Here is a 24150-nt window from a genome sequence, read left to right on the forward strand (position 1 = left end):
TCAGCCGGTGACACCGAGCCTCACCATGAAACGCCGGCTGAATGCGAACCCGGCGGAGGTCTACCAGGCCTGGACCGATCCCGAATTGCTGGTTCGCTGGTTCGGGCCGGAAAACGTGGTGGCGCAGGAGGCCGAGATCGATCCCCATGTCGACGGCGCCTACCGGGTCGTCATGCTGGAGGATAATGGCGCGCGCCATGAGGTCTCCGGCCGCTATCTCGAGGTGGTCGAGAACGAGCGCCTCGTCTTCAGCTGGTCCTGGGTGACGACGCCGGAACGCGTTTCGCGCGTGACGGTTACATTGAAGCCCGATGGCGACGGCACGCTCCTGACACTGCTGCACGAGAAGCTGTTCGATGATGCCGCTGTCCGCGGCCACACCCATGGCTGGACGGGCTCGATGGTCAAGCTGGAGGCCTTCTTCGCCTGAGGTCAAGGCGAGCCTCGCTCATCCGTATCCGGCGCCAGCGAGGAGCGCCGCCGCCGATGCCGAACCGGCGCCAGCGGAGGAGAGGAGACGATGGAACACAGGATCGTGTCGCGCGAGCCGTCGCGCGCCGCGCTGCACCCGTCTCGAGCGGTCGGTTCCCGCTGCGGTTGAGGCGGGCGCAAATGTGCCACCGATACTGAAGTTGAGTTGATATCAACCTATGTGGCGCCGGATGGGCCGGCGCGATTCAAGAGGAGACTACACGATGGCTTATGTCGAAGGTTTCGTGGTCGCGGTTCCCGCCGCCAACAAGGATGTCTACCGCAAGCATGCGAAGTAGGCGCTGCCGCTCTTCAAGGAGTTCGGTGTCACCCGCATGGTCGAGGCCTGGGGCGACGAGGTGCCGGACGGCAAGGTCACCGACTTCAAGGGCGCCGTGAAGGCGACGCCCGACGAGGTCGTGGTCTTCTCCTGGTTCGAGTATCCCGACCGGAAGACGCGCGACGCGGCCAATGCGAAGATGATGAGCGATCCGCGCATGGCGTCGATGGGGCAGTCGATGCCTTTCGACGGCAAGCGCATGATCATGGGCGGCTTCGACGCGCTCGTCGATGACGGCGAAGGCGGCGCGGCGGGTTATGTCGATGGCGTGCTGATCGCCGTGCCGCAGGAACGCAAGGCGGATTTCCGCGACTATGCGGCGGGGCTCTCCGCGCTGTTCACGGATCACGGCGCGCGCCGCGTCGTCGATGCCTGGGGTGACGATGTGCCGGATGGCAAGGTCACGGATTTCAAGGGCGCAGTGAAGGCGAAGGACGGCGAGGCCGTCGTGTTCGGCTGGGTCGAATGGCCGACCAAAGCCGCCCGCGACGAGGCCTGGGGCAAGATCAGGCAGGATGCGCGGATGAACGGCATGCCCATGCCATTCGACGGCCAGCGCATGGTCTATGGTGGTTTCACCACCTTGCTGGACGCCTGAGCCGGGCGCCGCCTGGGCCAGGGACACCGGGCAGCACATGACAGGGCTGTCCGGAAGCCCTTGCCCCGGCTGACGAAATCGCCGAGAGGGGAAGGGCTGGCCCACCGGAACCTTCTCCATGCTCGCAGGCATTCCCATCGGCGATCTCGTCTTCCTCGCCGTCTCGCTCGTGCTGGCGGGGGCCGTGACGGGGTTGCTCGCCGGCGTCTTCGGCGTCGGCGGCGGCGCGGTCATCGTGCCGGTGCTCTACGAGGTCTTCCGCGTCATCGGCGTGCCGGAGGAGGTCCGGATGCCGCTCAGCGTCGGCACCTCGCTCGCCGTCATCATCCCGACCTCGATCCGCTCCTTCAACGCTCACCGCGCCAAGGGGCTGGTCGATCTCTCGATCCTCAAGGTCTGGGCCGTGCCGGTGGTGCTTGGCGTCCTCGTCGGCAGCTATATCGCGCGCTACGCGCCGGCCGATCTCTTCAAGATCGTCTTCGTCGTCGTCGCGACGATCTCCGCCATCCGCCTGCTCTTCGCGGCGGATCGCTGGAAATTCGGCGAGGAGATGCCGGGCAAGCCGCTGATGGTCGCCTATGGCGGCGTCATCGGCGTGCTCTCCTCGCTGATGGGCATCGGCGGCGGCCAGCTTTCCAGCCTGTTCATGACCTTCTACGGCCGCCCGATCCACCAGGCGGTGGCGACCTCATCGGGGCTCGGCGTGCTGATCTCGATCCCCGGCGCGCTCGGCTTCATCTATGCCGGCTGGCCGAAGATGGACATCCTGCCGCCGTTCTCTCTCGGCTACGTCTCGCTGCTCGGCATGATCCTGTTCATCCCGACCTCGATCTGGACGGCGCCGATCGGGGCCCGGCTGGCGCACCGGCTCTCGAAGCGGCGGCTGGAGGTGGCCTTCGGCCTCTTCCTGCTCGTCGTCGCCGGGCGCTTCATCTGGTCCCTGCTCCACTGAAGCGGCGCGAGGCGAGGGGATGAGCGAGCCGATGATCCGCCTGCTGCAACCCGCCGACCATCCGGCACTGGCTGCGCTGATGGTCGAGATGCAGGGGCACTACCGGGTGCCGTGCCCGCCGGTGGCGGAGATTCGCGCCGACCTTGCCGCTCTCCCGGCCGGCGTGGACATCCTCGTCGCGGTGAAGGGGGAGGCGGTCCGGGGCTTCGCCTCGGCCTGCAACCTCTATCCGGGGCCGGGGCTGAAATCGGGCTTCTTCCTGAAGGAGATCTACGTTGCCGATGCCGCCCGCGGCAAAGGGCTCGGCCGCGCGCTGATGCAGGCCCTCGCGGCATTGGCGCTGGAACGCGGCCACAGGCGCCTCGACTGGACCGCCGACGCCGACGATCCGGCCCTGCTGCGCTTCTATGAGAGCCTTGGCGCAGTCGCGCAGACGAAGAAGGTCTTTTATCGCCTGACCGGTGAGGCGCTGGCGGCGGTGGCGAAGAGGTAGAAGCCGTCATTCTCGGGCGCAGCGAAGCGTAGACCCGAGAAGACCGTGACGAGAGTGTGCCGGTTTCCGAGATGCTCGGGTCAAGCCCGAGCATGACGCGGCGGCCCCGGCGGCTTCTCCCGCAAACTCGACCGCTCCGGCAATTCCGCCATGATTGCCAGTCGCTCGGCCTCGCTGAGGCCCGACCACTGCGCGATTTCGTCGAGCGTGCGTCCGCAGCCCTCGCAGAGCCCGCTCGCCGGGTCGATGACGCAAACCTTGATGCAGGGCGTCGAGACGGTGCTCATCGCCCCGCCCATCCCAGCGCGAGCGCGAGCCCGAGATAGATCGCGATCTCGGCAAGCTGCTGGACGGCGCCGACGATATCGCCGGTCTGCCCCCCGATCAGCCGGCGCGCCAGCCGGGCCAACACCGCTGCCGCCCCATGCGCCAGCGCGAAGCCGGCCAGCAATCCGGCCAGCGGGAGATGTGCGGCAAGCGCGATTCCGGTCGCCCCGATAAGGCTCAAGCCCAGCGCGATCCGCGCCGTGGCGAGGCTGGGCTGGCCGACCGCCGCCGAGGCGCCGCCGCTGCGCGCCGGAGGCTGGGTCGCAAGCAGGAGCAGGCCTTCCGCGCGTGACCACGGCGCTGCGACGAGCACCGCCGCCGCAGCGCCCCAGGCGCCGGCATGGTCGAGTATCCCCGCGATCAGGCTCGCGCGCAGCAGCAGCGACAGCCCCAGCGCCATCGCGCCATAGGAGCCGATGCGGCTGTCTTTCATGATCTCCAGCCGGCGCTCGACCGTATGCCCGCCGAACAGCCCGTCGGCGCTGTCGGCGAGCCCGTCCTCATGGAAGGCGCCGGTGCTCAGCGCCAGCGCAGTCAGGGCGAGCGCCGCGACGACCATCCCGCTGAGGCCCGCAAGCCCCCCGATCAGGGTGACGAGCGCCGCCGGCAGCGCGATCGCCAGCGCCGCGAAGGGCAGGGCGCGTGGCACCAGCCTGAAATCGGGAATGCCGTGCAGATCGCCTTCGCCCGGCAGCCGGGGCACGGGCAGGCGCGAATAGAAGCGGATGCAGATCGCGGTCGCGGCAAGCCAGCCCGGCCAGATCGGCGGGCTGTCCTGCATCGGTTCCACGCTGGTTTCCGCTTCCGCCATGCCGGCTTCGCGCTCCCGTCGATTGTCTTCCACCTGCCGAGCCTATAGCAGCAGCATCAACCTTGCCGCCACGCCGATGCGCTGCTGCGGCGTTTGCGTGATGGATCTGATCTCATGTCCGCTTCCGGTTTGCCCTTCGACGATATCCGCGAGCTCATCGCCGCGATGCCCGGCCCCGACATGGCGGCGGCGAATGCGGTGCGCGCCCGCGACGCCAACCTCACCAAGCCGGCCGGCAGCCTCGGCCGCATGGAGGAGATCGCCGAATGGCTCGCCGCCTGGCAGGGCAAGGCCCCGCCCGAGGTGCGGCGCCCGCTGGTCTGCGTCTTCGCCGGCAACCATGGCGTGGTGGCGCAGGGCGTCTCGGCCTATCCGCAGGCGGTGACGCGCCAGATGCTGGAGAATTTCGCTGCCGGCGGCGCGGCGATCAACCAGATCTGCGCAGCCTATGATCTCGGCTTCAAGGTCTTCGACCTCGCGCTCGACCTGCCGACCGGCGACTTCACCCAGACCGACGCGCTCGACGAGCGCGCCTGTGTCGCGACCATGGCTTTTGGCATGGAGGCGCTGGCCGGTGGCGCCGATCTGCTCTGCCTTGGCGAGATGGGCATCGGCAACACCACCTCGGCCGCGGCGATCTATGCCGCGCTCTATGGTGGCGACGTGGCCCGCTGGTGCGGGCGCGGCACCGGCATCGACGATGAGGGTTTCAAGCGCAAGGTCGCGGCGGTGGAGAAGGGCCTGGCCCTACACCGCGCCCATCTCAAGGACCCGCTCGAGGTGTTGCGCCGCCTCGGCGGGCGCGAGATCGCGGCGATCTGTGGCGCCATCATCGCCGCGCGCTCGCAGCGCATCCCGGTGATCCTCGATGGCTATGTCGTCACCGCCGCGGCCGCGATCCTGCACGCCATCGAGCCCTCGGCCATCGACCATTGCCTGGCCGGGCATCTCTCGACCGAGGGCGCCCATGCCGAGGTGCTGGCCCGGCTCGGCAAGGTGCCGCTGCTGGCGCTCGACATGCGCCTCGGCGAGGGCTCGGGCGCCGCGCTGGCAGCGGGCCTCGTCAAGGCCGCCGCCGCGATCCATTCGGGCATGGCGACCTTCGAACAGGCGCAGGTGGCGCGCAAGGACTGACGCCGGCTGAGTTAAGCGGGGGGAAGCGCACCGTCAGGGCTCGCTGCCTTGCCGGTCACCCTCGTGTGGCGATGGCCCCCGCTGTCCTATGTCGTCTGACGGTCGTCAGAATGACGTCGAGCAGTTCCGCCTGCGCTTCCTCTCGCGAAATCTCGTTGGCCGCGGCAGCGCCCGAGAGTGCCTCGGCTGCTCCGAGCACCCCCCAAAACGCAGCGGCCGGGATCGGAATGTCGGCGAAGGGCTGGAGCGCCGCTCGGCACTTTCCGATGAAGATCGCGCTATAGCCGCGCTTGAGCTGGTCGAGCTCCGGCGAACCGGCAAGCGCAGCCGTGACGCCCGGAATCTCCCGCCCTTGAGTGAGGACGCAATCGACGTAGCACGCGGCGATCACGCCGGCGCGCGCGTCGAGCAGCTGAGGGCTATTTGCGAGCGCCTCGTCCATCAGCGCCGTCTGGCGTTGATCGTATTCGCGGTAAAGCGCCGCCAAGAGGCCCGCCCGCGTGCCGAAATGATCGTAGACGACAGGCTTGGTCACGCCGGCCTCTTCGCTCAGGCGGCCCAGGCTCAACGCGTCGGTCCCGTCTCGGCGCACGAGGCGCCAGGCGACGTCGACCAATTGGCGGTAGCGCTCGTCGCGCGTCAGCCGCTGCCGCATCGCGGTGGGGCCCGCATCGGAGCGGGCAGGTGGGAGGGAGGTTGACATTTAATATACCATTGGTAACTTACTAAAAGTATATAAGCGCGATGGCGGATGCGCAATCGCTTTCGGAGATCGGTCATGCACAGCCTCATCGTTGTCTCTCATCCCTTGCCCCAATCGCTGGCGCATGCCGTGGCCAGGCGGATTGCCAATGGGATTGGCGAGACCGGCCATTCCAGCGAGATCGCCGATCTTTCGGCTGAGGGTTTCGACCCCCGCTTCAAAGAGAGCGACATCACAGCCCATCTCAGGCAGGCGCCTGCAGATGCCGCCGTTCTGGCCGAGCAGGCGCGCCTGGACCGGGCCGATGCGCTCGTCCTGGTCTATCCCGTCTATTGGTGGTCTTTTCCCGGCTTGCTGAAAGGCTGGATCGACCGCGTCTTCAGCAATGGCTGGGCTTACGAGGAGGTGCCCGGCGGCCGCGTGGTGAAGAAGCTGGGCCACCTGTCGATCCATCTTGTCGCCATTGGCGGCGCCGACCTGCGGACCTATGCCCGCCATGGCTATTTTGGCGCGATGAGAACGCAGATCGACCACGGCATCTTCGGCTATTGCGGCGCGCCGGTGCGCCGTTCGGAGCTGCTGCTGCCGAACGCGCCCGACGATGCTTCCAATGTCATCGATGAGGCCGGGCGCATTGGCCGCGCCATCTTCGATCAGCCGGCAGCCGTAAAGGCTGCGTGACAAGGCCCGACCGGCGCCGGATCAGGCATCGTAATCCGTCTTCAGCGCCGCGCGCTCGGCATGGCGCTCCAGCGCAAGCTCGATCAGCCGGGTGATCAGGTCGCGATAGGCCATGCCGGAGGCTTCCATCATCTTCGGATACATGCTGATCGCGGTGAAGCCGGGCAGGGTGTTGATCTCGTTGAAGTAGAATTCGCCGCTCTTCCGGTCGAGGAAGAAGTCGACGCGCGCCAGCCCGCTGCATTCGAGCGCCAGGAAGGCCGTCTTAGCCAGTTCCCGGACGCGCTCCATCTGTGCGGGCTCGAGCTTCGCCGGCAGGTCGACGGTCGCGCCGTCCTGGTCGATATACTTGGCCTCGTAGGAATAGAACTCGTGCTTGGGGTGGGCGTTGAGTTCGCTCGCCACGCTGACGAAGGGCGGGTCGCCGTCGAGCACCGCGACCTCGACCTCGCGGGCGTCGATGCCCTGCTCGATCAGGACGCGCGTATCGTAGCGGAAGGCGTCGACGAGGGCGGCGTCGAGATCCTCCCAGCGCTTCACCTTATGGACGCCGACGCTGGAGCCCATATTGCAGGGCTTGATGAAGACCGGCAGCGTCAGCTTCGCCTGCGCCGCCGTGCCGACCGCCGCCGGATCGCGCTGGAACTCGCGCCTGGCCACCGTCACATAAGGCGCGACCGGCAGCCCCGCGAGCGCGGCGAGCCGCTTGGCGATGTCCTTGTGCATGCCGATGGCGGAGGCGAGCACGCCCGAGCCGACATAGGCGGTGCCGGACAGCTCCAGCAGGCCTTGCACGGCCCCGTCCTCGCAGAGCGGGCCGTGGATCACTGGAAACACCACGTCGATGCCGCCATCCGCCGCGGTGCCGTCGAGCGCCGCGACCTGCAGCCCGCCGGCTCCATCGGCGGCGAGGCGGATTTCCGGCGCATCGGCGTGAATCGGCAGGCTCTCCGCATTCCACTCGGCCAGGCGCTTGGGATCCTGCCGCTGCCAGCGGCCCTGCTTGTCGATGCTGACCGGAATCAGCTCGAAGCGCTCCCGGTCGAGATGGCGCACCACGGAGGCCCCGGATTTGAGCGAGACCTCATGCTCTCCCGACTTGCCGCCATAGAGCACCGCGACGCGGATTTTGCCGTTCATGGTCCAGTGATCCAGTGCTGAGGCGGAGATGGGAGGCGCCGGGAGGGATGGCGGTCTTGTCGGGCGATCATGGCTTTGTGATGAAGCTTTGGCCGGTGGCGGAGCTCAGGCCGCACGCGGTTTCGGCTTCGGTTCGGGCAGGGCGGGCAGGGCGTCCATCACCCGCTCGGCCGGCAGGGTGATGGTGACCTCGGTGCCGCCGCGAGGCTTCGACCTGAGGAGGAAGCCGCCGCCATGCAGATCGACCAGCCCCTTGACGATCGGCAGGCCCAGGCCTGAGCCCTGCTCGGCGGTCTTGATGGCGAGCGAGCCCCGCCCGAAGCTCTGCATAACGATCGGGATCTCGTTCTCGGGGATGCCCGGCCCGGTGTCGGTGATCGTGACATATTGTCCGCCGGTGGCCGTCCAGCCGATCTTCATGGTGATCTCGCCGCCCTGCGGGGTGAACTTGATCGCGTTCGACAGGATGTTGAGCACCACCTGCCGGATGGCCCGCTCATCGGCCCAGACGCGCGGCAGGTCGGGTTCGGCGAATTCGCGGATCATCTGGCCCTTGGCCTTGGCGCGCAGCGCCAGCATGTGGCGGCAATCCTCGACGATGCCGATAAGGGAGATCGCCTCCTCGTTCAGCTCGTATTTGCCGGCCTCGATGCGGGAAAGGTCGAGGATCTCGTTGATCAGGTTGAGCAGATGCTGGCCCGAGCCGTGGATGTCGCCCGAATACTCCCTGTAGGCGGCATTGGCATGGGCGCCGAAGATCTCGTTCTTCATCACCTCGGAAAAGCCGAGGATGGCGTTGAGCGGGGTGCGCAGCTCATGGCTCATCGTGGCGAGAAAGCGGGATTTGGCGAGGTTCGCTTCCTCGGCCTTGCGCCGCGCCTCGTCCGAATTGGCGTTGGCGGTCTCCAGCTCCGCGAACAGCGCATCCTTCTCGGCCCGGAAGCCGATGGTCTCGACCGAGCTGGCATAGAGGCGGTTGGCGAGGAAGATGAAGAAGAGCTGCGCCGAGGCCGCCATCAGCGCCATGGTGATGCTGTCGATGTCGCGCTTGTCCCAAAAGAACAGCATGATGCCGAGGATGATCGGGCTTAAGCCCGCATAGACCGCGAGCGGGATCGAGGCCGAGAGCATCACCGTCAGCGCGCTGACGATCAGCAAGGCGGTGGTCACGAAGATTTTCGCGCCGGGAGCGTCGATCTGCGCGAAGAGCACGAGAAGCGCCGCCCAACACAGGCCGTGGAAGCCTTCCGCCAGCGCGAACCAGCGGCGCCAGCGCGCCGGGCGGATGTCCTCCGGGCGTTTGGTGAGATAGCGGCGCGACAGCCCGACGATGACGAGCGCGCTGGCCAGCACGAAAGCGCTCCAGGACGCGGCGAGGTAGACGGGCAGCCACAGGCAGGCCGCGGCCGCGATGCCGAGCGTGAGCACCATCGTGCCGACGGAGCCGGAAACCCGGTATTGCGCGAAGCTGCGCAGGAGCTCGTTGTCGAAGGCGCGCTCGAGGCCGGACGAGGAGGTCAGCCGCTCGCGGACGGTCTTGACCTCCCTCGTGAGCAGCTTGCGGCGCGCGACGGCGGCAGGGTCCGGCCCGCGCCCGCGCTGCACCTGTTCGGCCGTCACTTCCGCCATGGCAAAGGGTACGCATCCTCGTTCCGCGGCGCGGGTTGCGCAGCGGGCTCGCCATCATGGACACCAAATCGTTAAGCTCTTCCTGATGGCGCGTTTCGGATTCGGTCGATCTCGTTCTGGTCCTTTCGGCTGGCGCCGCGTCGGGCGCCTGACCGATCTCGTCGTCGCGCTCGGGATTCTGGGCTTTCTCGCGCTGGCCGGGGCGATCCTGCAGTACCGTCTCGGCCCGGCGCGGGTGCTTACCGGCCCGGCGCAGGCGATCGATGGCGATTCGATCCGCCTGCTCGGCGAGGAATTGCGGCTCGAGGGGCTGGACGCACCGGAGTACCGCCAGAGCTGCACCGATGCCGGCGGGCGCGGCGTCGCCTGCGGGCGGGAGGCGCGGCGAGCCTTGCAGGCCCTGCTGGCGCGGGGACTGACGACCTGCGAGATCGGCAAGAGCGACCGTTACGGCCGCGGCCTGGCTCGCTGCCGGCAGGGCGACGAGGACATCAACGCCACCCTGGTACGCGAGGGGCAGGCGGTTTCCTACGGCGCCTATCAGGCCGAGGAAGCACAGGCCCGCGCGGCCGGGCGCGGGCTCTGGGCCCTGCGCTTCGAGCGGCCGGAAGCCTGGCGGCGCAGCCATCCCCGCTGAGGGTCATTTTGACATAAGAGCCCTCATCCTGAGGAGCCGCGTAGCGGCGCCTCGAAGGATGCTCCAGATGGTTCCGGCGCCTCCTGGAGCATCCTTCGAGACGCAGCCTTCGGCTGCTCCTCAGGACGAGGGCTCGAATATCCCGGCTTCCGAGGAAGCAGGCGCCATCCTCGCGTCAAGAAGCGCTATGATACGGTTGACCGTCCGGCACGGGCCGTGATCCGGTGCGGCCGGAGACGGAGACGATCTGATGAAGCTCTATGATGGCGGCCGCGCCCCGAACCCGCGACGGGTCCGCATCTTCTTCGCGGAGAAGGGCGTGCCGCTGCCGGAACTCATCCCGGTCGACATCGCCAAGAAGGAGCACAGGACCGAAGCGTTCAGGCGGATCAACCCGGCGCAGCGCCTGCCCGTCCTCCAGCTCGACGATGGCACGGCGCTGGCCGAGACCATCGCGATCTGCCGCTATATCGAGGGCCTTCACCCGCATCCGCCGCTGTTCGGCCGGGAGGCCAAGCAGCAGGCGCTGATCGAGATGTGGAACCGCAGGATCGAGCTCGGCCTGTTCAGCAGCGTCTCCGCCGTCTTCCGCCACAGCCATCCCTCCATGGCCGAGCTCGAGGCGCAGGTTCCGGAATGGGCCGAGATCAACCGCGAGCAGATCGACGACCATCTCCTGGTGCTCGAGCTGCAGCTCGCTGCCAACCCCTTCGTCTGCGGCGACGAGCTGACGGTCGCCGACATCACCGCCGGCATCGCCATCGACTTCATGAAGCCCTCCCGGATTCGACTGCCGGAGGATTTCGTCCATATCCGCCGCTGGCATGGCGACATCTCGGCTCGCCCGAGCTGGAAGGCGTGATGCGGTATCTGGCCTTCGTTCTGGCCGTCCTGTCGGGACTGCTGACGCCCGCCCATGCGGCCGAGCGCCTCAAGGGCGAGCAGATCCAGCGCGCCTTCGAGGGCAATACCGTCACCGGCCGCTACACCAATGGCGGCTTCTTCACCGAGTTTCATGCGCCCGACGGGCGCGCGCTCGGCCATAATGGCTGGCAGCCCAACACCGACGCCTGCTGGATCACCAAGCGCGATCAGGTCTGCTACTATTACGGCCCGCCGGAAAACCGCACGGTGCATTGCTTCACCGTCGAGATGAGCGGCGATCTCTACGTGCTGCGCAACAGCGGCAACGGCATGGTCAATGCGCTCGCCAAGGTCGAACTCGGAAATCCGCGCGGCCACACCGATAATGGCAAGCCCTGGTATTGCGACGGTCTGATCTCGCGGGCACCGGCCCCGCCGATGAGCCGGAGGCTGGCGCAGCGATGACAGCATCGGCCGTCCGGAGCGCGATCCTCGTCCTGGCCCTCACCGCCACGGCCGCGGCCGGCGCGGCCGAACGCCTCACCGGCCCGCAGATCCGGCAGGCTTTCGAGGGCAATACCGTGACGGGGCTTTATTCCGGCAGCAACCTGCCCTTCAGCGAGTATCACCATGCGGACGGCCGCGCGCTGGGCCATAATCGCCATGTGCCGAACACGGATGCCTGCTGGACCACGACGGAGGATGCGGTCTGCTATTATTACGGCCCGGTCGACAAGCGCCGCACCTATTGCTTCACCATCGAGACCAGCGGCGCGCTTTACGTCATCCGCAACCGCCCGAGCGGACGCATCAACGGTCTGGCGCGGATCGAACCCGGCGATCCGCATGGCTTCGTCAAAAAATCGGAGAACTGGGTCTGCGACGGGCTGATTTCGCGGGCGCCCGGCCGTGGGAAGCTCGCCAGCATATTATCGAACGAAGCGGGTTCGCATGAAGACGATCCGATGAAGCAAGGAGCCGGAGCCAATTCGCCGATCGGAGAAACGCGGAGCGACCCCGGCCGATGAGCGCGCAGGAGACGCTGGACGAGGTCCTGCACGAGTTGCGGGCCTGCCGGATCTGCCGCGATGCGCCGCGTTATCTGCCGCCGCTGCCGCATCAACCGCGCCCGGTCATTCAGGCCTCGGCGACGGCGCGGCTGTGCATCGCCGGGCAGGCGCCGGGCACGCGCGTCCATGCCAGCGGGCGGCCCTTCACCGATGCGTCCGGCGTGCGGCTACGGCGCTGGCTCGGCATCGACGAGACGGTCTTCTACGATTCCGCCAGGGTCGCGGTCGTGCCGATGGGCCATTGCTTCCCGGGGCAGGACGCCAAGGGCGGCGACCTGCCGCCGCGGCGCGAATGCGCGCCGGCCTGGCGCGAGCGCGTCTTCGCGGCGATGCCCCGCATCGAGCTCGTCCTCGCCATCGGGCGCTATGCTCAGGACTGGCATCTGGCCGAAGGGAAGGGGCGTGGCCTCACCGCGACGGTGGCCGATTGGCGCGAGTTGCTGGCGCGGCCCGTGCATCCGCGTGTCGTGCCGCTGCCGCATCCGTCCTGGCGCAACAATGCCTGGCTGCGGCTGAACCCCTGGTTCGAGGCCGAACTGGTGCCGGTGCTGCAGCGGGAGGTCGCCCGGCTGGTCACCTGAGCCGGATTGGCGAAGCTCAGTAGCGGAACGGACCGGAATCGAGGCCGCGATCGACGCTGCCGCGCACGCTCACCACCGAGCGAACCGGCCCGAGCGCGGTCTGCCCGCGGCTTTCGACATAGGCCATGCCGTCGGTGCGGCTGCCATAGCCGCTGCGCGAGCTCTTGCCGAATTCGGCCCTGACCGCGCCGCCGACACGCACGCAGAAGGTCGAGCCTTCGAGCCGCACGAAGCCCGCGCCATATTCGGGGCAGGGGCGGGCGCCCTTGGCAGGGGCGGGAGCGGCCTTGCTGAAGGCTTCGCGCGGCTGCGCCCGGCCGGGCAGGGCTTCGCCGATCGACTGAGCCATGGCGGCGCCGGGCAGCGAAGCCAGAAGCAGGAAGGTGGCGAAGCGGAGCATGGCTGATTCCCGAAGCGACGACCGATCATGACGGTGCCGCAAGGCGCAGTTGTGGCAGGTCATCGTAACGGCACGCCCGCCCTGTGGGAAGAAGTGGAACAAAAACGAAAAAGCCCGGCCGAAGCCGGGCTTTGACGTCGCGAGCAGGGCTCCCGAGCGGAAGGCTCAGCGGGCGCGGGTGCGCACCTGGAAGACGTCGAAGGTGAGTTCGGCGATCTGCCACCACAGATACTGGTCGGAGCGGAAGGCGGCCATCGCCTCGATCGCTTTCTTGAAGTCCGGATTCTTGGCCGAGATTTCGGAGTAGAGCTCGTTCGAGGCCTTGAGGCTCGCTTCCATCACGTCCTGCGGGAAGGGGCGAAGCTGCGTGCCGGCGGCCACGAGGCGCTTCAGCGCCGGCGGGTTCACCACGTCGTATTTCGCGGCCATCTGCGTGTTGGCATAGGTGCAGGCGGCGGTCAGCGCGGCCTGATAGGTCTTCGGCAGCGAATTCCATTTCTCCAAGTTGACGAAGGCGTGGACGGTCGGCCCGCCCTCCCAGAAGCCCGGATAGTAGTAGTAGGGTGCGACCTTGGCGAAGCCGAGCTTCTCGTCGTCATAGGGGCCGACCCACTCGGCGCCGTCGATGGTGCCCTTTTCCAGCGCCGGGTAGATGTCGCCGCCGCCGAGCTGCTGCGGCACGACGCCGAGCTTCTGCAGCACGGAGCCGGCGATGCCGCCGATGCGCATCTTCAGGCCCTGCAGGTCGGCCGTCGTCTTGATCTCCTTGCGGAACCAGCCGCCCATCTGCGCGCCGGTGTTGCCGCAGGGCAGGCCGTAGGCGTTGAACTTCTTGTAGAACTCGTTGAACAGCTCGTTGCCGCCATGCTGGAACAGCCAGGCGTTCTGCTGGCGGGCGTTGAGGCCGAACGGCACCGAGGCGGCGATCGCGAAGGTCGGGTCCTTGCCGACATAGTAATACGAGACGGTGTGGCACATCTCGACGGTGTTGTTGCTGACCGCGTCGAGCGCCTGCAGGGCCGGGACGATCTCGCCCGCGGCGAAGACCTGGATCTGGAACTTTCCGTCCGTCAGGTCGGAGACCATCTTGGCCATGACCTCGGCGCCGCCATAGATCGTGTCGAGCGACTTCGGGAAGGATGAGGCCAGACGCCACTTCACCTCCGGATTGGATTGCGCCACCGCCGGCATGGCGACGGCGGTGGCCGCGGCACCCGCCGCCGCGGTCTGGATGAACTGACGACGCTTCATGGGGACATCTCCTCGGAAGGCACTCGGTTTTTCGAGCTTATGTGGACGCGACGGCGACACATGCCGAACATGCGCCGGGGTTCTAACGCAATCGCTGCATGAATCGCGAGGGGATTCAACCGTTGGGACTGAGACTTTCGGCTAAAGTCCGGCCTGCACAGGGCATGGGAGGCCCTGTTTTTCAAGGCTTGGCCATGGGCGCCGCGGCTGCTTTAAGGGCGCGATGATCGAGACGGAACGATTGCTGCTGCGCCGGCCCTCCCGCGAGGATCTCGATCCCATTCACGCCATGCGCTCGGACCCCGAGGTCGTGCGCTTCATCGGCGGCAAGGCGCTGTCGCGCGAGGAGGCCTGGCAGCGATTGACGCGCAGCGCCGGCAACTGGGCCTTGCTCGGCTACGGCTTCTTCGCCGTGGTCGAGAAGGCGAGCGGCCGTCTCGTCGGTGAGGCCGGGCTGATGCAGGCCCATCGCGGCCTCGGCGAGCGGTTCGATCCGTTTCCCGAGGCGGGTTGGGTCTTCACGCGCGAGGCGCAGGGCAGGGGCTATGCGACCGAGGCCGCCTTGGCGTCCCATGACTGGTTCGGGCGCGTCGTCGGCGCGTCGCGCACCGTCTGCATCATCGCGCCGGAAAATCTCGGATCGATGCGGGTTGCCGCCAAACTGGGCTACACGCCCTTCGGCTCGGCCTGCTATCACGACGCGACGGTCACGATGCTCGAGCGCCCGGCCGAGTGAGCGGCGGGACCGGACAGGCGGCAAGGGAGAGGGTCTCATGGATCAGGACAAGCTCGGGCGGCTCAGGGCCCGCTATGCCGGGGCTGGTGGCGGCGATATCCATGATCCGCGCTTCGCCAAGGTCGCTGCCGACCAGTTCCAGGGCGACCGGCGCAAATGGCCTTTCGCCGACGTTGCGACCTTCATTGGCGCCCCGTACCGGCCGGATGCGCTGGGCAAGCCGGATCTCGGCGGCCTCGATGTCGCGATCATCGGCCTGCCGATGGATCTGGGCGTGACCAACCGGGCCGGCACGCGGCTCGGGCCCCGTGCGGTCAGGGCCGTCGAGCGCATCGGGCCGATGGACCATGTGCTGGGCACGGCGCCGCTGGGCATGGTCAAGGTGGCGGATATCGGCGATGTGCCCTTCCGCTCGCGCTATTCGCTGGAAAGCTGCCACGAGGACATCGAGGCGACCTTCCGCAGCATCGTCGAAGCCGGCGTCTCCACGCTTGCCGTCGGCGGCGACCATTCGATCACCTATCCGATCCTGAAGGCCGTGGGGGCAAAGCGCCCGGTCGGCATGGTCCATATCGACGCCCATTGTGATACGTCGGGCCCCTATGAGGGCTCGAAATTCCATCATGGCGGCCCCTTCCGGCAGGCGGTGCTCGACGGCGTGCTCGATCCCGAGCGCGTGATCCAGATCGGCATCCGCGGCGGCGCCGAATATCTCTGGGAGTTCTCCTACGAGTCGGGCATGACCGTGATCCACGCCAACGAGGTCGACGATCTCGGCATCGAGGCCGTGATCGCCCGGGCGCTCGCCGTCATCGGCGACGGGCCGACCTATGTTTCCTTCGATGTCGATTCGCTCGACCCCGCCTTCGCGCCCGGCACCGGCACGCCGGAGGTCGGCGGCCTGACGCCGCGCGAGGCGCTGGCGATCCTGCGCGGGCTGAAGGGACGAAACATCGTTGCGGCCGATGTCGTCGAGGTCGCGCCGCAATACGATGCCACGAGCAACACGGCGCAGTGCGCGGCGCAGGTGCTCTTCACCGAGCTCTGCCTGATCGCGGAAGCGCGCGCTACTGGAAAAGGAAGACCATCATGATGAAACGACCTTCGATGGCGCAGCTTTCCGCTGTGGCCGGGCTTTGCCTGATCGGCTTCGCCGCCCGCGCGGAAGTGCCCGCCAATGGTGCGGCCTATATCGAAGCGTCCGTGGCCGCCGTCGAAAGCATGATGCGGGTCGAGCCGGGCAAGACGAGCCTGCCGCGGCTCTCCGATCCGGTCGCCCGCAAGGTCCTGGAGGATGTCTGGAACGAGGGCGCGATTCTCGGCAAGGCTCCCTATACGGGGGCCGACATCCCCGCTCTGCTCAACATCGTGCAGCAGCAGACGCGGATCCTGCAGGCCTACACGCTGTATTCGCCCGCTCCCGGCAAGACGCCGCCGGATACCGCCCGCAACGTGGTCGAGTATCAGGACGAGCTCGCCCATTCGCATGCCTTCCTGCTGAAGGCGGTCTCGGCCTCCCTGGAGGCGATCAACAATTTCGGTGCCAATCTGTCGCAGGACGAGAAGACCGATGCCCGCTTCCAGGGGCTGCGCCAGATGCGGCTCGGCCTGCAGGAGATCATCACCGGCGTCGCTCTGGCGCTGCGCAATCCGGCGCTGCGCGAGGCCAACCAGACCCTGATCGCGCGCAGCCTGGCCGATAATGCGGCGGGCATCGTGGCCGGCATCGCCCCGCCGGACCGCACGGCTTTGGTCACCGCGCTGCAGGCCGCCCGGCCTTCCCTGAAGCCTGCTGCCGAGAAGGCCGTCAGCGCCTTCATCGCGACCGCGACCAGCGCGCCCTGCAACGGGCTCTGCCGCCTGGAGTGAGCGCTTCGTGAAGCCGTCTACGCCGGCCCACGCGTCGCGAGCCAGATCACATGGCGCGCGCCGCGCCCGGTGCGGCTCGCCCGCACCGTGACCTCCTCCGTCGCGAAGCCGGCCGCGCGCAGCCGGCGGGTGAAGCCGCGGTCCGGTCCCGAGGACCAGACCGCGAGCACGCCGCCCGGCCGTAAGGACGCCTTGGCGATGCCGAGCCCGGCCGCGCCGTAGAGGCGGTCATTGGCGGCGACGGTCAGCCCCTCCGGCCCGTTGTCGACATCGAGCAGGATGCCGTCATAGCGCGCTGTTCCCGCCGCGATCACCGCCATGACGTCTTCGACCGTCAGCGTGACGCGCGGATCGTCGAGGCAGCCCGCGAAGACCGGCGCCATCGGCCCCTTCGCCCAGGTCGCGACGGCCGGGATCAGCTCGGCGACCTCGACCGACGCCTCGCCCGGCAATGCGGCGAGCGCCGCCCGCAAGGTGAAGCCCATGCCGAGTCCGCCGATGAGCAGGGACGGGCGGGGCCGCGGCGCGAGACGCTCGCAGACGAGCCGCGCCAGCGCCTCCTCCGAGCCGCTGAGGCGGCTGTTCATCAGCTCGTTGCTGCCGAGCATGATCGAGAACTCGCTGCCGCGCTGCTTCAGCCGCAAGGTGCCGCTGCCGTCGGGAAGAGCGGCGGTGTCGAGCACGGTCCAGGGCAGCATGAGGCTCTCGCGGTCGGGATGACGATGGAGCCTTATAGCCCGGACGGCGCGGCTGGCGAGGCGTCAGGGCCGTCATTGGGCGATATGCGCCTCCGTCATGGCTCTCGACCATCTCGACAGTTGCTGTAGCGCACAAGACATGGCTATCTGATGCTGCAGCGCAGCATGCGCCTGCGCTCCCTTTGCCGAAAGCCTTCGCTATGTCTCTCGCCGCGAATGATCGCAGCCTGAATGTTTCTGCGCCTGTCACGGCCGCCACTCCGGCCGGGCTGGTGCTGTTCGCGCTCGCCATGGGCGGTTTCGCCATCGGCACGACCGAATTCGCCTCGATGAGCCTGCTGCCCTATTTCGCGGCCGGGCTCGGCATCGACGAGCCGACCGCGGGGCATGTCATCAGCATCTATGCGCTGGGCGTGGTCGTCGGCGCGCCCCTGATCGCGGTTCTGGCGGCACGGATCCCGCGGCGCACCCTGCTGATCGCGCTGATGGGCCTGTTCGCGCTCGGCAATCTCCTGAGCGCGCTCGCGCCGAGCTACCATTGGATGCTGTTCTTCCGGTTCCTCAGCGGCTTGCCGCATGGCGCCTATTTCGGCGTGGCGGCGCTGGTCGCGGCCTCGCTCTCGGCGCCCAATCGCCGGGCGCAATCCGTGGCGCGGGTCATGCTGGGGCTCACCATCGCGACGATTCTTGGCGTGCCGGTCGCGAGCTGGATGGGGCAGGCGCTGGGCTGGCGGACCGGCTTCGGCATCGTCGCGGTGCTGGCGCTGCTGACCGTGCTCCTGGTCGCCCTCTATGCGCCGCGCGACAGCGTGCAGCCGGGCGCGAGCCCCTTGCGAGAGCTCGGCGCGCTGAAGCGCCGGCAGGTCTGGCTGACGCTCGGCATCGGCGCCATCGGCTTCGGCGGCCTCTTCGCGGTCTACACCTATGTCGCCTCGACCCTGATGGCGGTGACGCAGGTCTCGCCCGTCGTCGTTCCCGTCGTGCTGTCGGTCTTCGGCGTCGGCCTCACCGTCGGCACGCTCTTCGCCGGCTGGGCCGCCGACCGTGCATTGATGCCCTCGATCGGCGGGCTCCTGCTCTGGAGCGCGGTCTGGCTCGCCGCCTTCCCCTTCGCCGCCGGCAACATCTGGGCCGTCTCGCTGGTCGTCTTCATGATCGGCAGCGGCGGCGGCCTCGGGGCGATGCTGCAGACGCGATTGATGGACGTGGCCGAGGACGCGCAGACGCTGGCCGCTGCCCTCAACCACAGCGCCTTCAACACGGCCAATGCGCTCGGGCCCTGGCTCGGCGGCATGGCGATCGCCGCGGGTTATGGCTGGACCTCGACCGGCTGGGTCGGCGCCGTGCTCGCGCTCGGGGGCATCGCGATCTGGGGCGTTTCGCTGCTCGACGACCGCCTGTCGCGCCGGCGCTGAGATCGACTTTCGCAGCAGGAGTGCCTGTCTCGCGCCTTTTGCCCAATCGGATCAGCGGTTTGCCCTGCGATAAATTTCGGCGGGGCCGCCTGGAAAAGCTGCGTCTGCCCACTTGCGGCTGCGGTGAGACTTCGCCCAATCTGTAGGCACAAGGTGCGGCCGGGAAGAGGGAACACCCGGCCGTTCAACCTGCGGGAGGCACCATGAAGAGTTTCGTTCGTTTCATCGCCGCGGCAGCGCTCACCGTCGTGGGCGCCACCGGCGTCCTGGCGCAGGCCAAGGAGTGGAAGGAGATCCGCATCGGTACGGAGGGCGCCTACCCGCCCTACAACAACCTGAATGCGAAGAAGGAGCTCGAGGGCTTCGAGATCGACTACGGCAATCTGCTCTGCGAGAAGATGAAGGTGAAATGCACCTGGGTGGTGCAGGACTGGGACGGCATCATCCCGGCACTGCAGGCCAATAAGTACGACGTCATCTTCGCCGGCATGAACGCGACCGACGAGCGCAAGAAGCAGGTCGATTTCACGGCGGTCTACAGCAAGACGCCGATCTGGATGATCGGCCCGAAGACCATCAAGTCGGACGATGTCTCGCCGGCCGCCCTCAAGGGCAAGTCGGTCGGCGCGCAGGGCTCGACCATCCACGCCAACTTCCTCGAGAAATTCTACAAGGATTCCGACATTCGCCTCTATCCGACGCAGGAAGAGGCCAATCTCGACCTGCTCAACGGCCGCCTCGACTACATCGTCGCCGATGCGCTGGCGCTCGCCGATTTCCTCAAGGGTAAGGGCAAGGATTGCTGCCGCAAGATCGCCGAGGTGAAGCGCGACGACGCCATCCATGGCCCCGGTGTCGCGGGTGCGGTGCGCAAATCCGACGTGGCCCTGAAGGAGATGATCAGCAAGGCGATTGCCGAGACCATGGCCGACGGCTCGCACAAGAAGCTCGAGGATAAGTGGTTCAAATACGAGTGAGCCGATCCTCGTGAATCGTTTCCGCCGGCCCGGTCGGGCCGGCGGGCTTGCTGTTCTCCAGCCCCGGCATCCACATGCTCGATAAACTCGCCCTGCTCGGCTTCGGCGATGGCGGCTGGGGGCTGGCGCTTCTGCAGGGCGCCGGCATCACCATCTCGATCGCGCTCGCGACGCTGCCTTTCGGCCTTGCCCTGGGCCTCCTCGTCGCTCTCGGCAAGCGCTCCGACAACGCCGTGCTGCGTGGCATGGCCACGCTCTACACGACGATCTTCCGGGGCGTGCCCGAGCTGTTGACGCTCTACATCATCTATTTCGGCGTGCAGCTCCTGCTCCAGCACCTCTGGCAGTATCTGGGCCTGCCGGGTTCGTTCAGCATGCCGCCCTTCGTCGCCGGCATGGTCGCGCTGGGCGTCGTGCTCTCGGCCTTCTCCAGCGAGGTCTGGGTCGGCGCCTTGAACTCGATCCAGAGGGGCCAGCGCGAAGCCGCCGCGGCGCTCGGCCTCAGCAAGGCGCAGGCCTTCCGCCTCGTGGTGCTGCCGCAGCTCATCCGAGTCGCGCTGCCGGGGCTCGGCAACAACTGGATGGTGCTGCTCAAGGAAACCTCGCTCGTCTCGGTCATCACCCTGCCGGACATCATGTTCATCACCACCCGCGCCAATGTCGTGACCAAGGAGCCGTTCCTGTTCTTCGGCGCGGCGATCCTGATCTATCTCTTCTTCTCGCTGATCTCGGCCAGGGTGGTCGACCGGATGGAGCGGCGCGCCAATCGCGGCTTCGCCGCCTTCGGGGGCGCGACGCGATGAACTGGTGCGAATATCCCGGCTGGCTCGTCGGCAGCGAGGTTTTGCAGAACTACGGCTGTCGCATGGCGTCCGGGCTCTGGATCACGGTCGAGCTGGTGGTGATCTCCGTGCTGATCGGTTTCGTGATGGCGCTCGGCCTCGCCATCGCCCGGCTCTATGGGCCGCGCTGGGCGCAGGCGGCAGTCAACGGCTACACCACCTTTTTCCGCGGCACGCCGCTGCTCTGCCAGCTCTTCCTGGTCTATTACGGCCTCGGCCAGTTCCGCCTCTTCTGGCAGGACACCGGGCTGTGGTGGTTCTTCCGCGATCCGTTCTATTGCGCGGCCCTGACCTTCACGGTGAACACGGCCGCCTATCAGGCGGAGATCCTGCGCGGCGCCATCCAGTCCATTCCGCGCGGTCAGTTCGAGGGGGCCGCCTCGCTCGGCCTGCATCGCTGGGCGACCTTGCGCCTCGTCATCCTGCCGCAGGCGATGATCCTGGCTCTGCGCCCGCTCGGCAACGAATTGATCGTGATGATCAAGTCCAGCGCCGTCGCCTCGCTGGTCACGCTGTTCGACCTGATGGGCGCGACGCGGCTGGCCTTCGCGCGCTCCTTCGACCTCTCGATCTATCTCTATGCGGCGCTGATCTATCTGACGCTGGTCGAGATCATCCGGCGCGTCTGGGATCGGATCGAGCTCAGGCTCAGCCGGCATCTGGCGCTGCGCTGAGAACTTTTAGCCGTCCTCAGCCCGGCAGCGTCAGGACGACGGCGCCGCGCGGGGTCGCGACGACGGTGTGCTCGTACTGGACGGTGGGCGCGCAGGGCTCGCTGTAGAGCGTCCAGCGATCGCCGTCGCCCTGTTCCGCCCAATCGGCGCCCAGCGACAGGAATGGCTCGACGGTGAAGACGAGCCCGTTCGTCATGGTCCGGCGCTCGCGCCGGTCGGGCCAGGTCGCGATCTCCGTCGGCTCCTCATGGAGGGAGCGGCCGCAGCCATGGCTCGCCAGGTTGCGCACCAGCGTATAGCCGTTCTTCTCGGCGAAGCGCCCCACCGCCTGGCCGATGCCGGCGAGCGGCTTGCCCGCGCCGACCTGCCCGATGCCCGCCCAGAGCGCGCGCCGGCCGTCGCGGCACAGGCGCTCCAGCTTGGGCCTGACCGGCGGCACGGCGAAGGACGCGCCGGTATCGGCGAAGAAGCCGTCCTTTTCCGCCGAGACGTCGATATTGACGAGATCGCCGGCCAGGATGCACCGCTCGCCGGGAATGCCGTGGGCGATCTCCTCGTTGACGCTGATGCAGGTGGCGCCGGGGAAGCCATAGGCGAATTCCGGAGCGGGCCGGGCGCCTTGCCGTTCGAGGACATCGCGGCCGATCGCGTCGAGTTCCGCGGTGGTCATGCCGGGCTCGAGCGCCTTGCCCATGGCGGCGAGAGCACGCGCCACGATCGCGCCGATCTCCTTGAGCGCCTGCAGTTCGTCGTCGTTCGAAATGGTCATGGAACCTGAGCTAAGCTGCCACCCGCCCGGCCGCAACGGGAAAAGCCGCATGGGCGGCTGGCGCGCATCCGCCTTCCCGCCTCGGCAACCGCGCGCTAAAGCGTGACGATCTTCGGAAAAGGACAACGGGAGCAGCTCATGGCCAAAGTCGCGTTCATCGGTCTCGGCGTGATGGGATACCCCATGGCGGGCCATCTCAAGGCCAAGGGCCATGAGGTCACCGTCTACAACCGCAACCCGACGAAGGCGCAAGCGTGGGTCGCCCAGCATGGCGGTGTTTCGGCCGCGACCCCCGCCGATGCGGCGAAGGGCCAGGAGTTCGTCTTCTGCTGCGTCGGCAATGACGATGATTTGCGCTCGGTGACGACGGCTGAGAACGGCGCCTTCTCCGGCATGGAGAAGGGAGCAGTCTTCGTCGATCACACCACCGCCTCGGCCAATGTCGCGCGCGAGCTCGACGAGGCCGCGAAGCAGGGCGGCTTCGCCTTCATCGACGCCCCGGTCTCCGGCGGCCAGGCCGGTGCCGAGAACGGCGTGCTGACGGTGATGTGCGGCGGCGAGCCCGAGGCTTACGCCCGCGCCGAGCCGGTCATCGCGAGCTTCGCCCGCATGTGCCGGCTGATGGGCCCCGCCGGTTCCGGTCAGCTCACCAAGATGGTCAACCAGATCTGCATCGCCGGCCTCGTCCAGGCGCTGTCGGAAGGCGTCCACTTCGCCAAGCGCGCGGGCCTGGATGTCGAGACGATGCTGGAGGTGATCTCCAAGGGCGCCGCCGGCTCCTGGCAGATGGAGAACCGCGGCAAGACCATGAACCAGAACAAGTTCGACTTCGGCTTCGCCGTCGACTGGATGCGCAAGGATCTCGGCATCGTGCTCGACGAGGCCCGCCGCAACGGCGCGCAGCTTCCGGTCACGGCGCTGGTCGACCAGTTCTATGCCGAGGTGCAGAAGCTCGGCGGCCGGCGCTGGGACACCTCCAGCCTGATCGCGCGGCTGGAGGGCTGAGTGGAAAGCCGTGGCGGCTGCCCTCAGAGCCGGATGATTTCAGACGGAAACACAGGGTGATTCCATCTGAAATCTGAATCCGTCTCTTATCAAAGAGTTAGAGAAGGATTCATGCGAAAAGCCGGTTCCCACTTTTCGCATCCTGCTCTAAGGACCCGTCTTCATATCCGCCGAGGTCGCGACCGCCTGTTTGCGATCGATCTTGAGATTGGAATCCGGCTTCACCCGCTGCCGATGCATGGTGTAGAGGCCGCTGGCCACGATCAGGACCATGCCGAGGACGGCAATCAGGTCCGGCACATCGCCCCAGACGAGATATCCGCTGAGGACCGCCAGCACGACCGCCGCATAGCGATACTGCGAGATCACGCCGACATCGGCGCGGCGGAAGGCCGAGATGATGCAGAAGGTGCCCAGCGTCACCAGCAGCGCGGCCAGCAGCAGATAGACGAGCTCGATGCGCCAGAGCGGTTGCCAGATCTCCGTCAGCCCGTAGCCCGCGGCGACAAGGCCGACGAGGATCGTCGTGGTCAGCGACACGACGGTCGAGGGCACTTCCGCGCCGATCGTGCGGGTGGTGAGGTCACGGCAAGCCGTCAGCAGGACGCTGATCAGGGCGACGATGGTCGCGGCGCTGAAGGTATCGGTCCCCGGCCGCACGACGATGAGAACGCCGACGAAGCCGACGAGCAGCGCCAGCGTGCGTCGCCAGCCGACGGCCTCGATCCGCAGTGCCACGGCCAGTGCCACGATGATCAGCGGAGTCGCCATGTTGATCGTCGTGATGGTCGCGAGGGGCAGGAGCCCGAGCGACCAGCTGAAGGTCAGGGCGCCACCGGCCTCCAGCAGGCCGCGCAGCACCACATGCGGCTTGAGCGCCATCGTCAGGCGGTCGCCTTCGCCGGCGGCGAAGACCAGCGCGATGCCGATCAGCAGCGCGAAAGCGGCTCGCAAGGCCAGCGCCTGTCCCGGCGGATAGACCTCGCGCGCGAGCTTCATGAACGTGTCGTTACAGACGAAGAGCGTCACCGCCGCGAGCATGAAGGCGATGCCCCGGCGGTTGTCGGCTGCGCTGGCCAAGGC

29 protein-coding genes are annotated in these 24150 nt (G+C 67.6%); 19 read left to right on the plus strand and 10 right to left on the minus strand.

Features of this window, described 5'->3' with window-relative positions; translation table 11 throughout:
* Positions 1-25: 25 nt before the first annotated feature.
* The 4 genes from AB6806_RS01720 to AB6806_RS01735 all read left to right on the plus strand — a co-directional run bounded on the left by AB6806_RS01720 (position 26) and on the right by AB6806_RS01735 (position 2854).
* Entirely contained in the window at positions 26-430 is a 405-nt protein-coding gene (locus AB6806_RS01720; protein WP_370953995.1) for an SRPBCC family protein, read from the plus strand.
* A 343-nt stretch (positions 431-773) separates the two neighbouring features.
* Positions 774-1409, plus strand: a complete 636-nt coding sequence (locus AB6806_RS01725; RefSeq protein ID WP_370954300.1) for a DUF1428 domain-containing protein — start codon at positions 774-776, stop codon at positions 1407-1409.
* A 118-nt stretch (positions 1410-1527) separates the two neighbouring features.
* On the plus strand, positions 1528-2361 hold the full coding sequence (locus tag AB6806_RS01730; RefSeq protein WP_113253186.1) for a sulfite exporter TauE/SafE family protein: 834 nt from the start codon (positions 1528-1530) through the stop codon (positions 2359-2361).
* A gap of 19 nt (positions 2362-2380) precedes the next feature.
* On the plus strand, positions 2381-2854 hold the full coding sequence (locus AB6806_RS01735) for a GNAT family N-acetyltransferase (RefSeq protein WP_142020385.1): 474 nt from the start codon (positions 2381-2383) through the stop codon (positions 2852-2854).
* Between the two features lie 80 nt (positions 2855-2934).
* Here the strand turns inward: AB6806_RS01735 and AB6806_RS01740 are convergent, their stop codons facing one another.
* The gene (locus AB6806_RS01740; RefSeq protein ID WP_142020386.1) at positions 2935-3141 is read right to left on the minus strand and encodes a DUF1289 domain-containing protein; all 207 of its coding nucleotides are present in this window, start codon (positions 3139-3141) and stop codon (positions 2935-2937) included.
* A complete protein-coding gene (locus tag AB6806_RS01745) occupies positions 3138-3992 on the minus strand; it encodes an adenosylcobinamide-GDP ribazoletransferase (RefSeq protein ID WP_370953996.1) in 855 nt (284 codons plus the stop codon). Before AB6806_RS01745 ends, AB6806_RS01740 begins: the two co-directional genes overlap by 4 nt.
* A 114-nt stretch (positions 3993-4106) precedes the next feature.
* Between AB6806_RS01745 and cobT the strand changes: the two genes are divergently transcribed.
* Entirely contained in the window at positions 4107-5126 is a 1020-nt protein-coding gene (cobT, locus tag AB6806_RS01750; protein WP_038361709.1) for a nicotinate-nucleotide--dimethylbenzimidazole phosphoribosyltransferase, read from the plus strand.
* Positions 5127-5181: 55 nt separating this feature from the next.
* Here cobT and AB6806_RS01755 read toward each other — a convergent pair whose 3' ends face one another.
* Positions 5182-5781, minus strand: a complete 600-nt coding sequence (locus AB6806_RS01755; RefSeq protein WP_370953997.1) for a TetR/AcrR family transcriptional regulator — start codon at positions 5779-5781, stop codon at positions 5182-5184.
* Between the two features lie 123 nt (positions 5782-5904).
* Between AB6806_RS01755 and AB6806_RS01760 the strand changes: the two genes are divergently transcribed.
* Positions 5905-6510, plus strand: coding sequence for an NAD(P)H-dependent oxidoreductase (locus AB6806_RS01760; RefSeq protein ID WP_142020388.1), 606 nt, complete (start codon positions 5905-5907; stop codon positions 6508-6510).
* A 21-nt stretch (positions 6511-6531) separates the two neighbouring features.
* Here the strand turns inward: AB6806_RS01760 and AB6806_RS01765 are convergent, their stop codons facing one another.
* Positions 6532-7650 (minus strand): D-alanine--D-alanine ligase family protein, encoded by a 1119-nt coding sequence (locus AB6806_RS01765; RefSeq protein ID WP_370953998.1) that lies wholly within the window; start codon positions 7648-7650, stop codon positions 6532-6534.
* Between the two features lie 105 nt (positions 7651-7755).
* Positions 7756-9279, minus strand: a complete 1524-nt coding sequence (locus tag AB6806_RS01770; RefSeq protein WP_142020390.1) for a sensor histidine kinase — start codon at positions 9277-9279, stop codon at positions 7756-7758.
* Between the two features lie 85 nt (positions 9280-9364).
* On the opposite strand from AB6806_RS01770, the gene AB6806_RS01775 reads away from it, so the two are divergent.
* The 5 genes from AB6806_RS01775 (at position 9365) to AB6806_RS01795 (ending at position 12431) form a co-directional block, all read left to right on the plus strand.
* Positions 9365-9916 carry a thermonuclease family protein gene (locus AB6806_RS01775; protein ID WP_370953999.1) on the plus strand — a complete coding sequence of 184 codons (552 nt, stop codon included), beginning with the start codon at positions 9365-9367 and terminating at the stop codon, positions 9914-9916.
* A gap of 250 nt (positions 9917-10166) precedes the next feature.
* A complete protein-coding gene (locus AB6806_RS01780) occupies positions 10167-10778 on the plus strand; it encodes a glutathione S-transferase family protein (protein WP_038361721.1) in 612 nt (203 codons plus the stop codon).
* Entirely contained in the window at positions 10778-11245 is a 468-nt protein-coding gene (locus tag AB6806_RS01785; RefSeq protein ID WP_142020391.1) for a hypothetical protein, read from the plus strand. The genes AB6806_RS01780 and AB6806_RS01785 overlap by 1 nt, the downstream gene beginning before the upstream one ends.
* A complete protein-coding gene (locus AB6806_RS01790; RefSeq protein ID WP_370954000.1) occupies positions 11242-11808 on the plus strand; it encodes a hypothetical protein in 567 nt (188 codons plus the stop codon). Before AB6806_RS01785 ends, AB6806_RS01790 begins: the two co-directional genes overlap by 4 nt.
* Entirely contained in the window at positions 11805-12431 is a 627-nt protein-coding gene (locus AB6806_RS01795) for a uracil-DNA glycosylase family protein (RefSeq protein ID WP_112765328.1), read from the plus strand. Before AB6806_RS01790 ends, AB6806_RS01795 begins: the two co-directional genes overlap by 4 nt.
* A 16-nt stretch (positions 12432-12447) precedes the next feature.
* On the opposite strand, the gene AB6806_RS01800 is transcribed toward AB6806_RS01795, so the two are convergent.
* Together AB6806_RS01800 and AB6806_RS01805 are read right to left on the minus strand one after the other, a co-directional pair.
* The gene (locus AB6806_RS01800) at positions 12448-12831 is read right to left on the minus strand and encodes a porin (protein WP_185747793.1); all 384 of its coding nucleotides are present in this window, start codon (positions 12829-12831) and stop codon (positions 12448-12450) included.
* Positions 12832-12996: 165 nt separating this feature from the next.
* The gene (locus tag AB6806_RS01805) at positions 12997-14082 is read right to left on the minus strand and encodes a TRAP transporter substrate-binding protein (protein WP_038361730.1); all 1086 of its coding nucleotides are present in this window, start codon (positions 14080-14082) and stop codon (positions 12997-12999) included.
* A gap of 223 nt (positions 14083-14305) precedes the next feature.
* Here AB6806_RS01805 and AB6806_RS01810 point away from each other — a divergent pair, with 223 nt between their 5' ends.
* Genes AB6806_RS01810 through AB6806_RS01820 form a run of 3 tightly spaced genes read left to right on the plus strand, consistent with a single transcriptional unit; the run spans position 14306 to position 16687 of the window.
* Entirely contained in the window at positions 14306-14818 is a 513-nt protein-coding gene (locus AB6806_RS01810) for a GNAT family N-acetyltransferase (protein ID WP_370954001.1), read from the plus strand.
* A gap of 37 nt (positions 14819-14855) precedes the next feature.
* Positions 14856-15911: an agmatinase gene (gene speB, locus AB6806_RS01815; protein ID WP_370954002.1), complete on the plus strand. Its 1056-nt coding sequence runs from the start codon at positions 14856-14858 to the stop codon at positions 15909-15911.
* Positions 15908-16687: a hypothetical protein gene (locus AB6806_RS01820; protein WP_370954003.1), complete on the plus strand. Its 780-nt coding sequence runs from the start codon at positions 15908-15910 to the stop codon at positions 16685-16687. Before speB ends, AB6806_RS01820 begins: the two co-directional genes overlap by 4 nt.
* Before the next feature lie 17 nt (positions 16688-16704).
* On the opposite strand, the gene AB6806_RS01825 is transcribed toward AB6806_RS01820, so the two are convergent.
* The gene (locus AB6806_RS01825; RefSeq protein WP_370954004.1) at positions 16705-17385 is read right to left on the minus strand and encodes a spermidine synthase; all 681 of its coding nucleotides are present in this window, start codon (positions 17383-17385) and stop codon (positions 16705-16707) included.
* Positions 17386-17585: 200 nt separating this feature from the next.
* Here AB6806_RS01825 and AB6806_RS01830 point away from each other — a divergent pair, with 200 nt between their 5' ends.
* The 4 genes from AB6806_RS01830 to AB6806_RS01845 all read left to right on the plus strand — a co-directional run bounded on the left by AB6806_RS01830 (position 17586) and on the right by AB6806_RS01845 (position 21293).
* Positions 17586-18800: an MFS transporter gene (locus tag AB6806_RS01830; protein ID WP_370954005.1), complete on the plus strand. Its 1215-nt coding sequence runs from the start codon at positions 17586-17588 to the stop codon at positions 18798-18800.
* 203 nt (positions 18801-19003) lie between these two features.
* Positions 19004-19777, plus strand: a complete 774-nt coding sequence (locus tag AB6806_RS01835) for a transporter substrate-binding domain-containing protein (RefSeq protein ID WP_038361741.1) — start codon at positions 19004-19006, stop codon at positions 19775-19777.
* Positions 19778-19851: 74 nt separating this feature from the next.
* Positions 19852-20580 (plus strand): ABC transporter permease, encoded by a 729-nt coding sequence (locus AB6806_RS01840; RefSeq protein ID WP_113253316.1) that lies wholly within the window; start codon positions 19852-19854, stop codon positions 20578-20580.
* Positions 20577-21293, plus strand: a complete 717-nt coding sequence (locus AB6806_RS01845) for an ABC transporter permease (protein ID WP_038361746.1) — start codon at positions 20577-20579, stop codon at positions 21291-21293. Before AB6806_RS01840 ends, AB6806_RS01845 begins: the two co-directional genes overlap by 4 nt.
* Positions 21294-21309: 16 nt before the next feature.
* Here the strand turns inward: AB6806_RS01845 and map are convergent, their stop codons facing one another.
* Entirely contained in the window at positions 21310-22062 is a 753-nt protein-coding gene (map, locus tag AB6806_RS01850; protein WP_142020398.1) for a type I methionyl aminopeptidase, read from the minus strand.
* A 138-nt stretch (positions 22063-22200) separates the two neighbouring features.
* On the opposite strand from map, the gene AB6806_RS01855 reads away from it, so the two are divergent.
* Positions 22201-23067 carry an NAD(P)-dependent oxidoreductase gene (locus AB6806_RS01855; protein WP_038361750.1) on the plus strand — a complete coding sequence of 289 codons (867 nt, stop codon included), beginning with the start codon at positions 22201-22203 and terminating at the stop codon, positions 23065-23067.
* Between the two features lie 147 nt (positions 23068-23214).
* Here the strand turns inward: AB6806_RS01855 and AB6806_RS01860 are convergent, their stop codons facing one another.
* A complete protein-coding gene (locus AB6806_RS01860; protein WP_051987756.1) occupies positions 23215-24147 on the minus strand; it encodes a DMT family transporter in 933 nt (310 codons plus the stop codon).
* Between the last annotated feature and the right edge of the window lie 3 nt (positions 24148-24150).

The organism is Allobosea sp. RCC_152_1 (assembly GCF_041360765.1).
Taxonomy (GTDB): Bacteria; Pseudomonadota; Alphaproteobacteria; order Rhizobiales; family Beijerinckiaceae; genus Allobosea; species Allobosea spartocytisi.

Excerpts from the sequence above, each read along its gene's own strand:
- AB6806_RS01775 (WP_370953999.1), top strand. The coding sequence starts at position 9,365 with ATGGCGCGTTTCGGATTCGGTCGATCTCGTTCTGGTCCTTTCGGCTGG.
- AB6806_RS01820 (WP_370954003.1), top strand. The coding sequence starts at position 15,908 with ATGATGAAACGACCTTCGATGGCGCAGCTTTCCGCTGTGGCCGGGCTT.
- cobT (WP_038361709.1), top strand. The coding sequence starts at position 4,107 with ATGTCCGCTTCCGGTTTGCCCTTCGACGATATCCGCGAGCTCATCGCC.
- AB6806_RS01780 (WP_038361721.1), top strand. The coding sequence starts at position 10,167 with ATGAAGCTCTATGATGGCGGCCGCGCCCCGAACCCGCGACGGGTCCGC.
- AB6806_RS01755 (WP_370953997.1), bottom strand. The coding sequence starts at position 5,781 with ATGCGGCAGCGGCTGACGCGCGACGAGCGCTACCGCCAATTGGTCGAC.
- AB6806_RS01760 (WP_142020388.1), top strand. The coding sequence starts at position 5,905 with ATGCACAGCCTCATCGTTGTCTCTCATCCCTTGCCCCAATCGCTGGCG.
- AB6806_RS01720 (WP_370953995.1), top strand. The coding sequence starts at position 26 with ATGAAACGCCGGCTGAATGCGAACCCGGCGGAGGTCTACCAGGCCTGG.
- AB6806_RS01730 (WP_113253186.1), top strand. The coding sequence starts at position 1,528 with ATGCTCGCAGGCATTCCCATCGGCGATCTCGTCTTCCTCGCCGTCTCG.
- AB6806_RS01770 (WP_142020390.1), bottom strand. The coding sequence starts at position 9,279 with ATGGCGGAAGTGACGGCCGAACAGGTGCAGCGCGGGCGCGGGCCGGAC.
- AB6806_RS01745 (WP_370953996.1), bottom strand. The coding sequence starts at position 3,992 with ATGGCGGAAGCGGAAACCAGCGTGGAACCGATGCAGGACAGCCCGCCG.
- AB6806_RS01855 (WP_038361750.1), top strand. The coding sequence starts at position 22,201 with ATGGCCAAAGTCGCGTTCATCGGTCTCGGCGTGATGGGATACCCCATG.
- speB (WP_370954002.1), top strand. The coding sequence starts at position 14,856 with ATGGATCAGGACAAGCTCGGGCGGCTCAGGGCCCGCTATGCCGGGGCT.
- AB6806_RS01805 (WP_038361730.1), bottom strand. The coding sequence starts at position 14,082 with ATGAAGCGTCGTCAGTTCATCCAGACCGCGGCGGCGGGTGCCGCGGCC.
- AB6806_RS01795 (WP_112765328.1), top strand. The coding sequence starts at position 11,805 with ATGAGCGCGCAGGAGACGCTGGACGAGGTCCTGCACGAGTTGCGGGCC.
- AB6806_RS01740 (WP_142020386.1), bottom strand. The coding sequence starts at position 3,141 with ATGAGCACCGTCTCGACGCCCTGCATCAAGGTTTGCGTCATCGACCCG.
- AB6806_RS01790 (WP_370954000.1), top strand. The coding sequence starts at position 11,242 with ATGACAGCATCGGCCGTCCGGAGCGCGATCCTCGTCCTGGCCCTCACC.
- AB6806_RS01800 (WP_185747793.1), bottom strand. The coding sequence starts at position 12,831 with ATGCTCCGCTTCGCCACCTTCCTGCTTCTGGCTTCGCTGCCCGGCGCC.
- AB6806_RS01825 (WP_370954004.1), bottom strand. The coding sequence starts at position 17,385 with ATGCTGCCCTGGACCGTGCTCGACACCGCCGCTCTTCCCGACGGCAGC.
- AB6806_RS01810 (WP_370954001.1), top strand. The coding sequence starts at position 14,306 with ATGATCGAGACGGAACGATTGCTGCTGCGCCGGCCCTCCCGCGAGGAT.
- AB6806_RS01830 (WP_370954005.1), top strand. The coding sequence starts at position 17,586 with ATGTCTCTCGCCGCGAATGATCGCAGCCTGAATGTTTCTGCGCCTGTC.
- AB6806_RS01735 (WP_142020385.1), top strand. The coding sequence starts at position 2,381 with ATGAGCGAGCCGATGATCCGCCTGCTGCAACCCGCCGACCATCCGGCA.
- map (WP_142020398.1), bottom strand. The coding sequence starts at position 22,062 with ATGACCATTTCGAACGACGACGAACTGCAGGCGCTCAAGGAGATCGGC.
- AB6806_RS01840 (WP_113253316.1), top strand. The coding sequence starts at position 19,852 with ATGCTCGATAAACTCGCCCTGCTCGGCTTCGGCGATGGCGGCTGGGGG.
- AB6806_RS01835 (WP_038361741.1), top strand. The coding sequence starts at position 19,004 with ATGAAGAGTTTCGTTCGTTTCATCGCCGCGGCAGCGCTCACCGTCGTG.
- AB6806_RS01785 (WP_142020391.1), top strand. The coding sequence starts at position 10,778 with ATGCGGTATCTGGCCTTCGTTCTGGCCGTCCTGTCGGGACTGCTGACG.
- AB6806_RS01845 (WP_038361746.1), top strand. The coding sequence starts at position 20,577 with ATGAACTGGTGCGAATATCCCGGCTGGCTCGTCGGCAGCGAGGTTTTG.
- AB6806_RS01765 (WP_370953998.1), bottom strand. The coding sequence starts at position 7,650 with ATGAACGGCAAAATCCGCGTCGCGGTGCTCTATGGCGGCAAGTCGGGA.